Source organism: Alistipes sp. UBA6068, assembly GCF_949428155.1.
Taxonomy (GTDB): domain Bacteria; phylum Bacteroidota; class Bacteroidia; order Bacteroidales; family Rikenellaceae; genus Alistipes; species Alistipes muris.
Window position 1 is genome coordinate 205,577 of sequence record NZ_CASQFS010000001.1, and the last position, 13,009, is coordinate 218,585.

A 13,009-nucleotide genomic window follows, 5' to 3' on the forward strand; every position below is an offset into this window, starting at 1 on the left:
ATATTTTCGGGATTTCCCGAAATCCGCACCCCCTCATCGGCGATTCCGGGTACAGATTCACCCGTTCGGAACAGTCGGTATCCCTTTGCCGGATACGGGTGCAAGCGGCTCGTTTCCCAAGTGTGGCCTGCCGCTAAAAATATATTCGGTTTGTAATCGTTTGTTTGTCAGTTGTTTGCTCGGTTTCGACTTCTGCGTTCGCGGTTCCCCGGCGGAATTTTTTTGGTAACTTGCTTGAAATGCGTTACATTTGTTGACAAATTGCACTTTCCGCCGCTCTCCGGGGCGGGTCCGTGCGGAAGGTCTGAAGCGGGTGTTTCGGGCCGGATTCCGCCGCGGAGCCGTCCGGTTGGCGGAATAGTTGCAGGTTACCTAAGTCGAACCGTATACCGTGCTGCGGCCTATGAGCCAGATTTTTCTGACATACAAGGGACTCTTGCCTTTGATTCCGTTCGTCGTGGCGTTTCTGTCGGTGTGCTGGATTCACCCGCGGCTGGTCAAGCTGGCTTACCTCAAGGGGATTGTCGACAATCCCGATTTCCGCAAGCTGCAGCGCAGTCCCGTTCCCGTGCTGGGCGGCTGCGCCGTCTTCTTCGGCATTTCGCTGGGGTTGGGCATCGTCAGCCCGTTCTTCGATTCTTCGCAGCTGCCGATCATCATGGCGGCCATGACCCTGATGCTTTATATCGGGACCATGGACGATATTCTGAATCTGTCGCCGGGGTTCCGTTTCTTCGTCGAGGTGCTTTGTTTGGTGCTGCTCGTCGTCGCAGGCGGTTTCAGTATCAGCCATTTCCATGGGCTTTGGGGTATCGGCGCCATCCCGTGCTGGTGGTGCAGCGCGCTGCTCACGGTCTTCGCCGCCGTCGGCATCATCAACGCCATCAACCTCATCGACGGGGTTAACGGCCTTTCGTCGGGTTATTGCATCATGGCGTGTCTGATTTTCGGCACTTTTTTCTTCTTCGCAGGCGATTTGGTCATGGTCCTGCTCGCCATCGTCTGCGTCGGGGCTTTGATTCCGTTCTTCTTCCACAACGTTTTCGGCAAGAGTTCGCGGATGTTCATCGGCGACGGCGGTACGCTCGTCATGGGGTTGGTCATGTCGATTTTCGTCATCCATACTCTGGACGCCCGGTCGTTGGGTGCGGTTTTCGCCGCCAGGGGATTCGGGCTCATCCCGTTCACGCTCGCCGTGTTGTCGGTGCCCGTGTTCGATACCCTGCGCGTCATGTCGGCGCGCGTGCGGCGGCATGTTTCGCCGTTCCATCCCGACAAGACGCACCTTCATCATTTGTTCATCGACCTCGGGTTTTCGCATATCGGCACCACGTTCTGCATCCTTTCGCTCAACGCCGCGGTCGTCGTGTGCCTTTGGGCCTTGTATGCCGCGGGGGCTTCGGTCGAGGTGCAGCTCTATGCCGTCGTCGCGCTGAGTTTCCTGGTCACTTTCGGGCTCTATTATTTCGTGCGATGGAACGAGCGGCGCAGGAATCGTTTCTACCGCTTCCTGTTGCGGTTGGGCCGGGTCTCGCAGTTCGAGCGGCGGGGCGTCTTCCTTTGGTTCCAGCATCTTCTCGACCGGATATGACAGTTTCAGGCAGGTTGCTTCGGCGCCTGCTTTTTTGTTGGCCGTCAGCGCATCCGGCAGGGCGGTTCCAGGCCGCAGGCGTCCAGCAGGTCCGTGTCGCGGAACAGGGTTTCGGCCGCTCCGTCGGCTGCGATTTCTCCGTCGCGCAGGACAATCATCCGGGGGCAGAGTTCCCTTGCCATTTCCATGTCGTGGGTGGCTACCAGCATCGTGTGGCTAAAACGTTTTAGCAGTTCGAGCGTCTGCCGCCGGGCCCGCGGGTCGAGGTCCGAGGTGGGTTCGTCCAGCACCAGCACCGAGGGTTCCATGGCCAGCACCGTGGCGATTGCCGCGCTGCGTTTCTGCCCGCCCGAGAGGCGGCAGGGCGATTCCTTGCGCAGGTGCAGGGCGCCCACGGATTCGAGCGCCGCCGTGACGCGGGCTTCGATTTCTTCCGGCGTCAGTCCCATGTTCGCCGGGCCGAACGCCACGTCTTCTTCCACGGTCGGCATGAACAGCTGGTGGTCGGGGTTCTGAAAGACCAGTCCCACCGTTTGCCGCACTATCGGCAGCGTGCGGGGCGTCAGGCCGATTCCGCCGACCGACACTTCGCCGTCGGTGGGCAGCAGCAGTCCCGCCGCAAGCAGCAGCAGGGTCGATTTCCCTGTGCCGTTCGCGCCCACGAGGGCGACTTTTTCGCCGTGCGTAATGCGCAGCGAAACGCCGTGCAGCGCTTCGTGGCCGCCCGGATAGCGGTAGCCGACGCGGTCGAATTGCAGGTAGTGGTGGCTCATCGGAAAAGACGTGTCAGGGTTTCTACCGGATAGCTCCAGCGCGCGGCGATCAGTGCAAGGCTCCAGCCCGTCAGAAAGGCGGTGTCGGCGCGTCGCCAGCGCGGCTTCCCGGCCGTGCAGTCGGGTATGCGTCCCGTGAAGCCGCGGGCCAGCATCGCCCGGTGTATCTGTTCGGCCCGGTCGAAGGTGTGCAGCAGCAGTTGCCCCACCAGCGTGCCCCACACCCGCAGGGCGGGGTGTTTGCGGCCGAAGCTGCGGGCGTCGCAGGCCCGCGACATGGCCAGCGCTTCTTCGAGCAGAACCCGCAGGTAGCGGTAGACGAACAGCAGCTGTACCGTCAGAAAGCGGGGGATTCCTGATTGCTGCATGGCCCGGCAGAGGGCGTAGAATCCCGTGGTGCCTATCAGCACCAGCAGCGCCGCCATCGAGAGGATGCCCCGCAGCAGAATCGCGGCGAATTCGATGCCGCCCTCCGTTACGGTCAGCGTTCCTATCCGCAGAGCCGGGGTGCGGTCGTAGAGCAGGTTGAAGATGCCTATCAGCGCCACGAACGGCAGTACCGCCAGCGAGCGGCGCAGGAGCGGCCCGAGCCGCATGCCGCCCAGCGTCGCCGTCGCCATCGGAAAGAGCGCATAGAGCAGGATTTCCGACAGCTGCGGGAGCGGCACCGACAGCATCGTCACCAAATAGACCGTCGTCGCAAGCAGTTTCGCCCGGGCGTCGAGCCGGTGCATCGGGCTCTCCGTCCGGGCGTTCCGTTCCAGCGCGTCGAGTGCGCAGAGGGCATTTTGCAGGCTGTTTTTCATGCCCTTTTGCGTCGCGTGCGCAGCAGCTGCGTGCCGCCCCATGCGGCCAGCAGCAGCACGCCGCAGCCCACCAGCCCGGCCGTCGTGGTGCCGTAGTCGGGCAGGGCGGCGGTGGTCTCCTGAATGGCGGCGGCCGTGCGGTGCAGGTCGTCGGGCGCCGGGGCCATTTCGGCGGTTCCGGCCGTTCGGCTTAGCGACCATTCCAGCCCGTCGGGCTGCGACGAAGCGAGCCACGAGAACGAACCGCCCACGAGCAGCGCCGCCACGGCGATGGCCGCCAGCGTTCGGACGAAACGGCGCTTGGCCGGCTGCTCCTGCGGTTCGGTTCCGGCCAGCAGTTCCGGGCGGTAGCGTCTCACCGCGCAGAGCAGGGCTCCCGTAGCGAGCCCCTCGCCGATACCGATGGCTAAGTGGATGGGAAGCATGAAAAGCAGGAATTTCCCGATGGGCAGCGCCGTGATGGCCGAGGCTTCGGTCTCCAGCGTCACGGCCAGCGCGCCCAGTTCGAGCCCCGCCACCGATGCCAGCACCGACACCGCGAAAATCCGGCCCGGCGTGGCGTCCGGACGCATCAGGGGCTTGAATACGAGCGGATAGGCCACCAGACACGAGAGTACCGCCATGTTGAATATGTTGCAGCCCAGGGCCAGAAATCCGCCGTCGGCGAAAAGCAGGCATTGCAGAATCAGCACCGACGAGAGGGTGAGCAGCGCCGCCCACGGTCCCAATATCGCCGAGAGCAGGATGCCGCCTACGATATGGCCGCTCGACCCGGTGCCCGGAACGGCGAAGTTAATCATCTGCGCCGCAAAGACGAAGGCTCCCATGACCCCCATCAGCGGCACGATGCGTTCGCTGTGCAGCGCATCGGTGTGCAGTCCGCTCCGCGCCGGGCGCAGTTTGCGGACCGCCGTGCCCAGCAGCACCAGCGAAGCGGCTCCCGCGACGGCAGCCACCGTCGGCGAGACCAAAGCGTCGGACATGTGCATGGTGTCCTATTTTTTGGGTGTGCGGCGCGGCTCGAAAAGCGGCCGGGGTGCCAGGTGGGTCTTGCGGGCCGGGTCCCAGTCGGTGTGGTCGGGGCGTTCGGTCTCGTCGAAGCGGATCAGCGGCAGCAGGAACAGCCATGTCGTCAGGCAGAAAGGCGCGGTCAGCGTCGGGATGCCCAGCGGCGCAAGCATGACGTTCATACCCGCCTGCACGAATACCGTCACGACGATTCCCAGCAGCGCCCACACGGCCGAACGGCGGTTGGGCTTGTAGAAGACCGTGCCCAAAGCTATGGCCGTCAGCACGGGGCTGAATCCGTAGAGCCCGCCCGCGATTCCGCTGCCCGAAGCCTCGAACAGGATCGCTACCAGCAGCGCCACGGCCGAACCGACGGCTGCCCACAGCGCGGCGCGGGCGCTGCTCAGCAGCAGCCCGATCAGAAACAGCAGTCCCGTCACCCACGAATCGACCAGGAACACCTGCCCGAGGCCTTTGAGCCAGTAGACGATCAGGTGGCCCAGCCGCAGGTTTTCGCCCGACGCGAAAAGCGTCGGCAGCGTCGGGTCGCTCAGATGGGTGGGCGGCATCCCGTGCATGGCGCGCGCCGCCAGCAGAAAGAGCCACGTGCAGAAGACGAACGGGAAAGTCAGCGAGTTGACTTTCCACGGCGCCATCACGTTGTTGAATCCCGTGCGTACCCAGGTCGTCATCGCCGCACAGAGTATCAGCGCCAGCCACATCCAGAAGGTGTTGCCCAGGAACGTGGGGAAGGCGCAGCCTACGAGCACTCCGTTGAAGCCCCACAGCCCTTGCGTGCCGTCGTCTTCCGGGAGCCGCAGCAGCCTGCCCGTCAGCGTGGAGACCGCCACCGCGACGAGTGCGCCCCACGCTACGATGCCCGTGCGGTTGGCGCACGAGCCCCAGATGATGCCTGTCAGAAACAGCAGGCCGGTCCATGCGCTGGGCTGGAACATGACCTGCCCCATGCCGCGCAGCATTTTCTTGAGAAGGCCGACTCCGGCGTGGGCCGTCGGCGCAGAGAGAGTTGTTGCCATAGTTTATAAGTCGTTTAATCGGTTATCGCCACGGAAATTCTTCCGGCAGCGGGCGGTGTTTGACTTCTTCGCGCACCGTCGAGCAGAACCGGCGGACCAGTTTCTTGACCGGGCCCGTTTCGTCGCCCAGTGCTTTGTAGAGCAGTCCGCATCCGTTGGGCAGGCGGGTGATTCCGGCCGCCGTGCGGGTTGCGTCGTCGACGAAGGCTTCCGTGCGGGCGTAGATGCGTTCGGCTTCGTCGGGCGGCGTCAGCACAATGGCGTTGGCGAAGACGTCGTAGCCGCCCATCACGCCCAAGGCCGCCGGCGGCTCAGACGCCGGGCGGATGACGAACTTTTCGCGGAACAGCCGTTCGCCGTCGGGGCGTTCGGCCTGCGTCGTCACGGAAAGCACGTCGTAGGCGAAGCGTTCGCCGCGGTCGAAGTATTTGCGGCCGCTCATGTAGATTTCGGCATAGAAAAGCGTCGCCGTGGGGTCTATGCGGATCGTCGTGTCGGCGATGAAACGCGTGTGGCGGCACGGAATCGTCGGCTCGGGCAGGTATTCCAGATAGGCGTCCGCTTCCAGCTCGAAGCACTGCCGGAGCCCCGAATAGTTGTAGCGCATTTCGGCCAGCTTGGTGGCCGCTCCCGTCGAGAGGTGGGCATAGGCGCCCTTGCGGACTGCGAAATGTTGGCGGTAGCGGTCGCCGTCGACATTGGGACCTCCCGACGAAAGGATGTAGACGCACGGCATTTCGGGCATCCCCTCGTCGAAGTAGAGTTCCTGCTGGACGATGAGCGGCGCCCGGCGGTCGAGGTCGCGCATGATGGAGCGCCCCTGGCCGTCGAGCTCGAAACCTAAATAGAGGTAGCCCGTCTTCCCGGGGGTCCCTACCGGCATGGCTTTCGGCTCGGCCAGGTAGGGGGCCATTTCTTTGGCGGCGGAGAAGTCCATCGCTTCAGACCATTGCGGTTTCGAGTTCGGGTTCCTCGTGGCGTTCGACGTCGAACAGGGCCATGCGGCGGATGAGTTCCACCAGTTCCTCGATGCCCTCGCCCGTCATGCAGTTCGTGAAGACGAACGGTTTGCCGGGGCGCATCCGCTCCGAATCGACGCGCATGACCTCCAGGTCGGCATGTACGTAGGGCGCCAGGTCGGTCTTGTTGATGACCAGGATGTCCGACTGCGAAATGCCCGGGCCGTCCTTGCGGGGGATTTTGTCGCCCGCGGCCACGTCGATGACGTAGATGAAGAAGTCCACCAGCGCCGGGCTGAAGGTGAGGGTCAGGTTGTCGCCGCCCGATTCGATGAGCACCACGTCGCCGTCCGGGAAGCGGGCTTCCATCTCCTCGACGGCCGCGATGTTCATCGAGGGGTCTTCGCGCACGGCCGTGTGGGGGCAGGCGCCTGTCTCCACGCCGATGATGCGTTCCTCGACCAGGATGCCCTTGAGCATCTTGCGCACGTGTTTGGCGTCTTCGGTCGTCACGATGTCGTTCGTGATGACCAGCACTTTGTAGCCCATTCCCAGCAGGCGGGGCGTGATGGCTTCGATGAGGGCCGTTTTGCCGGAGCCGACGGGTCCGCCGATTCCGATTCTGCATGTGTTGTTCATTGGTTCAGGTGTTTTGTCAGTTCATGAAAAGTCGTTTGGTTCCTTTTTCGTGCAGCGAGGCCAGGATGTCGGTCTGCGGCGCGAAAGCGTTCATGTCGCAGTAGTCCGCTCCGGCCGCTTCGGCATAGAGCGCTTCGGTTTCGGCCGAAAGCCGGAACAGAATGCGCTGCGTGTCGTAGTGCGACACGCGGACGCAGCGCAGCGCGGCGTTCAGCACCGTGCCGATGGCGCCGTATTGGTGCGAGCAGAAAAGTTCGCGTTCGCCTATGCCGTTGGCCGCGAAGACGATGCCTTGGGCCGCAGGGTAGCTGCCGGGCGTGCGTCCGGCTTCGATTTCGGCCAGCCAGCGGGCCGCGGTCGGGTCGTCGGCGATGCGGGTGAAAAGCTCGGCCAGTTTCTTGCCCATGCGGCAGGTCATCTGGCGGGCTTCGGCGTTCAGCTTGCAGAGGATGGCCTGCGTGTCGGCTTCGACGATGCCCTCGAAATCCTTGCGCAGGTAGCTGCGATGGGCGTGCAGTGCCGCCACGCCGTCGGTCAGGGCCGCCTGCCGGGCGATGCAGCGGGCGTAGGCTTCGAGCGTGGGTGCATCGTGCACGAGCCCCGTGTCGGCGGCCGTCTCCAGTCCGTTGGAAAACGAGAAGGTGCCGACCGGAAAGGCCGAGTCGGTGAGTGCCATCAGCCGCATCAGCAGCGCGGCGCGGTCAGGCGTGGGCATGATGGTGGTGGTGGTCCGTTTCGTTTTCGTGGTTGGCACCGCCGAACAGCCGGCGGATTTCGTGGGGCGCGAGGTAGGGGATCACTTCCGAGCCCGGCTGGAACGAGCAGTGGACGTGTTCGATGCGGTGGGTGCGCATGACGCTGTCCATCACTTTCTTGTCGACCGTCAGCGGAACGTAGACTTTCGTGCCTTTGACGACGGCGGGCCAATGCTGGTTGCCGATGGCGTGGCCCAGTTCGAGGGCGATGTGGATGATTTCCTCGGGCCGTTCGGACGCGAGTTCGCCGAGGTCGGCCACCAGCACGTCGTTGAGCCGGATGCGGAGCGCCACCATGCGGTTGGCGTCGGCGTCGTATTCCAGGATGTCGCCGTCGAGCAGCTGGGAATGGCGTTCGAGGGCCACGGCATATTCGCTGCCGCGGTCGCCGGGCGCTACGAAACGGCTTTTCTGGGCCGTCCATTGGTCGAGTTCGACGGTTTCGATGTCGGCTTCGGCGGCACGTTCGGCCCACTCGGGCGCGTGCAGGTTGCCGACGATTGCGGAGTAGATTTTCATGGGCAGGAGTGTTTTGTTGAGAGGTGGAGAAAAAGTCCGGTTCCGGAACCATGCGTTTCCGGAACCGGGCGCAGCGTCAGCTGAACCAGTAGAGCTGGCTCAGCGGGAATTCGCGGGCGGGCTTGACATAGGCGCGGACGCCGTTGACCAGCACGTCGAACGTTTCGGGATTGACGTCGATTTGCGGCATGCCCCCGTTGCGGACCATGTCGAACTTGGTGATCTGGCGCGTGCGGCGCACAGGCAGTACCATGCGGTCGAGCGAAAGCCGTTGCTTGATGCCGCTTTCGCAGGCGGCGTTCGAGACGAACGAAATGCAGGTCTTGGGCAGCGCACGGCCCCAGGCGCCGAACATCGGCCGATAGTAGCACGGCTGCGGCGTGGGCAGCGATGCGTTGGGGTCGCCCATGTTGGCCCAGTTGATGACCCCGCCCTTGATGACCATCTTGGGCTTGGCGCCGAAGAAGTGGGGTTCCCACAGCACCAGGTCGGCGATTTTGCCTTTCTCGACCGAGCCTAAGTAGTCCGACACGCCGAACGTGATGGCCGGGTTGATCGTGATCTTGGCCAGGTAGCGCAGCACGCGGAAGTTGTCGTTGCCCTCGGCGTCTTCGGCCAGTTTGCCGCAGGCGTTTTTCATGAACGACGCGGTCTGGAACGTGCGCATGAACGATTCGCCGATGCGGCCCATGGCCTGCGAGTCGGACGACACCATGGAGAGCACGCCCAGGTCGTGGAGCACGTTTTCGGCAGCCTGCGTCTCGGGGCGTACGCGGCTTTCGGCGAACGCCACGTCCGACGGGATTTTGGGGTTGAGGTTGTGGCACACCATGATCATGTCGAAGAGCTCGGCCTGCGAGTTGATGCCGAACGGCAGCGTGGGGTTGGTCGACGACGGCAGTACGTAGGGCATCGAAGCGACCTTCAGCAGGTCGGGCGCATGGCCGCCGCCCGCACCTTCGGTGTGGTAGGTGTGGATCGTGCGTCCGTCCATGGCGGCGATGGTGTCTTCGACGTAGCCGCCTTCGTTGAGGGTGTCGGTGTGGATGGCCACCTGCACGTCGTAGCGGTCGGCGACGTCGAGCGCCGCACGGATGGCCGCCGGGGTCGAGCCCCAGTCTTCGTGGACCTTCAGTCCGCAGACGCCCGCTTCGATTTGTTCTTCGATGGACTGGGCCACCGAGCAGTTGCCCTTGCCGAGCATGCCCACGTTGACAGGCAGCGTTTCGAGCGATTCGAGCATGCGTTCGGTGTTCCACTTGCCCGAGGTGATGGTCGTGCCGTTGGTTCCGTCGGTGGGGCCGATGCCGCCGCCGAAGAGGGTGGTGATGCCGTTGCTCAGCGACGCGTAGGCCTGCTGGGGCGAAATCAGGTGGACATGGCCGTCGATACCTCCGGCCGTGAGGATGAGGTGTTCGCCCGAAATGGCGTCGGTGGCCGCTCCCGTAATCAGGTCGGGGTGCACGCCGTGCATGGTGTTGGGGTTGCCCGACTTGCCGATGCCCGCGATTCTGCCGTCCTTGATGCCGACGTCGGCTTTGACCACGCCCAGAATCGGGTCGATGATCGTGACGTTCGTGATGACGATGTCGAGCGCCCCTTCCTTGGCGGTCATCGTGTTGGCCAGCCCCATGCCGTCGCGCAGGGTCTTGCCGCCGCCGTAGACCACTTCGTCGCCGTATTCGCGGAGGTCCTTTTCGATCTCCACGTAGAGGTCGGTGTCGCCCAGCCGGATTTTGTCGCCGACGGTCGGACCGAACAGGTTGTTGTATTCCTGACGTGAAATTGTTGCCATGTTGCTATTTTTTTGCGTTGTTGTCGTTGTGCGGAGCTGCGGCCTGCTGTTTCTTGTAGGCGGCTTCGGCTTCCTTTTCGGCGATTTCCTTGAATCCGGCCAGACGGACCTTGCGCACGGCCTTGAGCCGCGCCGGGAAGTAGGTCGGGGCGTCTTCGTCGCCCGTGTAGCCCATGACCAGCCCGTTGAAGCCGATGATGCGGCGCTTGCCGGCGTAGGCGACTGCCTCGACTTCTTTCTGGTCGCCCGGCTCGAAGCGGATGGCCGTGGTGGCGGGGATGTTCAGATGGCAGCCGAACGCGGCGTCGCGGTCGAATTCCAGGTAGCGGTTGACCTCGAAGAAATGGAAGTGCGAACCCACCTGAATGGGACGGTCGCCCGTATTGCGGACCACGAGTTTGACGGTTTTGCGTCCTGTGTTGTATTCGATAGGGTCTGTAGCCAGTAGCACTCCGCCCACAGGGACGGGCTGCGCGGGCTTGAACCCCGGTTGGTTCGGATAGAGCCCTGCGGCCTGCCGCTGGTCGGCAGCCGGGGCGGATTTTGCGGTATTGTCCATGATTCGGCTTTTTTAGGTTATTTGATGGGGTGGTGGATGCTCACCAGGCGCGATCCGTCGGTGAAGACGGCTTCGACCTGCAGCAGGTCGACCATGTCGGCCACACCGTCCATGACGTCGCTCTTGCGCAGGACGCTGGCTGCGGCGGTCATCACTTCCTCGACGGTCTTGCCCGCCCGCGCTTCTTCGAGCGCCGTGGAGGTGATGTAGGCCACGGCTTCCGGATAGTTGAGCTTGAGCCCTTTCTTCATGCGTCGTTCGGCAATCATGCCCAACGAAAGGAGCATCAGTTTGTCGATCTCTTTCGGTGATAAGTGCATAGTTGTTGTGTTTTTTTGAGGATTACGGCACCCGCCGCCCTGCGTTCGCGGGGAGACCGACGGCACGTCTTCGCGCTCAGTTCAAAGAATATGCCAGGACGGCGAATGCGGCTGCGGCCCGGAATTTGCTAACTTTGCGGCAAATTTTCTCAGAATTATGTTTCGAGCAATGCTTATTGCAGGATTAGGAGGCTTCGTCGGCACCTGCCTGCGTTTTCTGACTGGAAAAATCTTCCACTTCGCGGGGGCCGAAGCCTTTCCGTGGGGAACCTTCACGGTCAACTTGATCGGCAGCTTCGTCATCGGCATCTTCTTCGGGATGGCCGAGAAGACGCACTTGATTTCGCCGTCGATGAACGTGTTCCTCATCACGGGATTCTGCGGCGGCTTCACCACCTTTTCGTCGTTTTCCGACGACATGTACCTGCTTTTGCAGCACAAGCAGTGGCTCGGGTTCGGGCTCTACGTGGGGCTCAGTTTCGTGCTGGGTCTGTTGCTCGTGTGGCTCGGCAGATCGTTGATTAAAACGATTTAGCAAGCAGTGCCAAAACGAAAACGGGCTATTCGGTATGTGCCGAATAGCCCGTTTTGCCGTATGCGTACCGTTATTTACGCGCTATATAGAAAAGGTCGAAGCTCTCGTCGCTGACGGGTCCGAGCCGATAGTCGTCCATAAGGATGGAGGTAGTCAGTTCGGTGTTCTCCTTGAGTAGCTTGCGGCGGTTGATGCGGTTGAGGATGTCATAGGGAACCTGGAGCAGGCGCCGCGGCAGACGGTGCTGGAGGTCGAAAATATCCAGCCGGGCCATCCGCTCCACGCTCCGGCGGTTCTGCTCGTAGTAGGCCATGACCTTGTGGTTGCCGGAGACGCCCAGCATTTCGACCTCTGCGAAGATGCCGAGCAGTTCGCGCAGCTGACAGGCCGTATATTCGCGCACATGCCACGGATTGCGCGTGAGCGACATGGGGGCGTTGGGCGTGGTGACGATGAACCGTCCGCCGGGACGCAGCACCCGGTATATTTCGCGGACGAACTCCGCATCCTGCTTGATGTGCTCGATGACTTGGAACGAAATCACGCAGTCGAACTCCCCGTCGGCGAAAGGCAGCGGCGGTACGGCGGTTTGCCGGAACACAACGCCGGGAAAGTGGGCGAAGTCGACGGGCGGAAGGTGCTTGTCGACGGTGACGAAACGTGCGGCCTTGGGCGCCACGGCTTCGATGCCGTAGCCCGACCCGGTGCCGATTTCGAGCACGTCGCCCCCGATGCGTTCGGCGGCGGCATGGTAGGCCAGCAGCGAGCGCTGGAACACGAAATTGTCGGAAGCCTCGCGCGACACGCGTTCGGCGGTCTGGACCTTTGCCATTATTTGCGGATTTGGATGCCCCGGTCGTTCATCTCGACGGTGCCTTGCTTGAGCAGCATGCCGACCGACCGCTTGAATGTTTTCTTGCTCATGGCCGTGAGCCGCCGGACCTCCTCGGGGGCGCTGTCGTCGTTGAGCGGCAGGTGACCGCTGTTCTGCCGGAGCAGTTCGAGCAGCGTTTGGGCCGAATCCCTGACTTGTGCGAATCCCTGCTGCTGGAGCGTGACGTCGATACGGTTGTCCTCGGTGATGCGGCGCACGAAACCCCGCAGGCGGTCGCCGACGGCGACGGGCCGGAAAATCTGGTCGCGGTATATCATGCCCCAATGGCGGCTGTTGACGATGACCCGGTAGCCGATGGGGCTTTCGGAAGCGACGAGCAGCCCGACCTCCTCGCGCGGACGGACCGTAATCTGGTCGTTGTCGATGAAAGCCTTGAGCTTGTTGGTGGCCACGCAGCGCCCCGTGACGCTGTCTTCGTAAAGGTAGACCACGTAACTGTGGCCCGCGAGAATGCCGCCCTGCTGGTTGCGGTTGGGCAGGAAAAGGTCCTTGCCCACGAGCCCCCAATCGAGGAACGCGCCGTGCACCGTCTTGTCGACGACCTTCAGGAACCCGGCTTCGCCGACGCGCAGGAGGGGAGTCTCGGTCGTAGCTACGAGACGGTCTTCCGAATCGTGGTAGACGAAGACTTCCTTGCGGTCGCCGGGCTTGTCGGTGAGCGAGACGTAGCGGTTGGGAAGCAGCACTTCGTCGTGCTCTTCGTTTTCGAGGTAAAGCCCGTAGTCGGAGATGCGGCTGACGGTGAGGGTGTGGGTGCGGCCTGCTTTGAGCATGGTGGAGTCGGTTTGCCGGCAAAAGTACGCTTTATTTCGTTGCGG

At 62.9% G+C, this 13,009-nt stretch carries 15 protein-coding genes; 2 read left to right on the forward strand and 13 right to left on the reverse strand.

Annotation, left to right across the window (positions count from 1 at the left end):
• Window positions 1–403: 403 nt before the first annotated feature.
• Complete coding sequence (locus QVG21_RS00855; protein ID WP_287921191.1) at window positions 404–1,591, forward strand: glycosyltransferase family 4 protein; 1,188 nt, start codon at window positions 404–406, stop codon at window positions 1,589–1,591.
• Window positions 1,592–1,635: 44 nt separating this feature from the next.
• Here QVG21_RS00855 and QVG21_RS00860 read toward each other — a convergent pair whose 3' ends face one another.
• The 11 genes from QVG21_RS00860 to QVG21_RS00910 form a co-directional block, all read right to left on the reverse strand.
• Window positions 1,636–2,364, reverse strand: a complete 729-nt coding sequence (locus QVG21_RS00860) for an energy-coupling factor ABC transporter ATP-binding protein (RefSeq protein WP_287921193.1) — start codon at window positions 2,362–2,364, stop codon at window positions 1,636–1,638.
• On the reverse strand, window positions 2,361–3,170 hold the full coding sequence (gene cbiQ, locus QVG21_RS00865; protein ID WP_287921195.1) for a cobalt ECF transporter T component CbiQ: 810 nt from the start codon (window positions 3,168–3,170) through the stop codon (window positions 2,361–2,363). Before cbiQ ends, QVG21_RS00860 begins: the two co-directional genes overlap by 4 nt.
• Window positions 3,167–4,159, reverse strand: coding sequence for an energy-coupling factor ABC transporter permease (locus tag QVG21_RS00870; RefSeq protein WP_287921196.1), 993 nt, complete (start codon window positions 4,157–4,159; stop codon window positions 3,167–3,169). The genes cbiQ and QVG21_RS00870 overlap by 4 nt, the downstream gene beginning before the upstream one ends.
• A 6-nt stretch (window positions 4,160–4,165) precedes the next feature.
• Window positions 4,166–5,215 (reverse strand): urea transporter, encoded by a 1,050-nt coding sequence (gene yut, locus QVG21_RS00875; RefSeq protein ID WP_287921197.1) that lies wholly within the window; start codon window positions 5,213–5,215, stop codon window positions 4,166–4,168.
• 22 nt (window positions 5,216–5,237) lie between these two features.
• Complete coding sequence (locus tag QVG21_RS00880) at window positions 5,238–6,152, reverse strand: urease accessory protein UreD (protein WP_287921198.1); 915 nt, start codon at window positions 6,150–6,152, stop codon at window positions 5,238–5,240.
• A 4-nt stretch (window positions 6,153–6,156) separates the two neighbouring features.
• Window positions 6,157–6,813, reverse strand: a complete 657-nt coding sequence (gene ureG, locus QVG21_RS00885; RefSeq protein WP_251213554.1) for an urease accessory protein UreG — start codon at window positions 6,811–6,813, stop codon at window positions 6,157–6,159.
• 16 nt (window positions 6,814–6,829) lie between these two features.
• Window positions 6,830–7,567 (reverse strand): urease accessory protein UreF, encoded by a 738-nt coding sequence (locus tag QVG21_RS00890; protein WP_287921200.1) that lies wholly within the window; start codon window positions 7,565–7,567, stop codon window positions 6,830–6,832.
• The gene (locus QVG21_RS00895) at window positions 7,515–8,087 is read right to left on the reverse strand and encodes an urease accessory protein UreE (RefSeq protein WP_287921202.1); all 573 of its coding nucleotides are present in this window, start codon (window positions 8,085–8,087) and stop codon (window positions 7,515–7,517) included. The genes QVG21_RS00890 and QVG21_RS00895 overlap by 53 nt, the downstream gene beginning before the upstream one ends.
• Before the next feature lie 76 nt (window positions 8,088–8,163).
• Window positions 8,164–9,882 carry an urease subunit alpha gene (locus QVG21_RS00900; protein WP_251213557.1) on the reverse strand — a complete coding sequence of 573 codons (1,719 nt, stop codon included), beginning with the start codon at window positions 9,880–9,882 and terminating at the stop codon, window positions 8,164–8,166.
• A gap of 4 nt (window positions 9,883–9,886) precedes the next feature.
• On the reverse strand, window positions 9,887–10,441 hold the full coding sequence (locus QVG21_RS08310; RefSeq protein WP_275556991.1) for an urease subunit beta: 555 nt from the start codon (window positions 10,439–10,441) through the stop codon (window positions 9,887–9,889).
• Window positions 10,442–10,458: 17 nt separating this feature from the next.
• Window positions 10,459–10,761: an urease subunit gamma gene (locus QVG21_RS00910; RefSeq protein WP_251213558.1), complete on the reverse strand. Its 303-nt coding sequence runs from the start codon at window positions 10,759–10,761 to the stop codon at window positions 10,459–10,461.
• Window positions 10,762–10,918: 157 nt separating this feature from the next.
• Between QVG21_RS00910 and crcB the strand changes: the two genes are divergently transcribed.
• The gene (gene crcB / locus QVG21_RS00915) at window positions 10,919–11,296 is read left to right on the forward strand and encodes a fluoride efflux transporter CrcB (protein WP_251213559.1); all 378 of its coding nucleotides are present in this window, start codon (window positions 10,919–10,921) and stop codon (window positions 11,294–11,296) included.
• A gap of 70 nt (window positions 11,297–11,366) precedes the next feature.
• Here the strand turns inward: crcB and QVG21_RS00920 are convergent, their stop codons facing one another.
• Window positions 11,367–12,128 carry a class I SAM-dependent methyltransferase gene (locus tag QVG21_RS00920; RefSeq protein WP_287921204.1) on the reverse strand — a complete coding sequence of 254 codons (762 nt, stop codon included), beginning with the start codon at window positions 12,126–12,128 and terminating at the stop codon, window positions 11,367–11,369.
• Window positions 12,128–12,964 carry a CvfB family protein gene (locus tag QVG21_RS00925; protein WP_287921206.1) on the reverse strand — a complete coding sequence of 279 codons (837 nt, stop codon included), beginning with the start codon at window positions 12,962–12,964 and terminating at the stop codon, window positions 12,128–12,130. Before QVG21_RS00925 ends, QVG21_RS00920 begins: the two co-directional genes overlap by 1 nt.
• Window positions 12,965–13,009 lie beyond the last annotated feature (45 nt).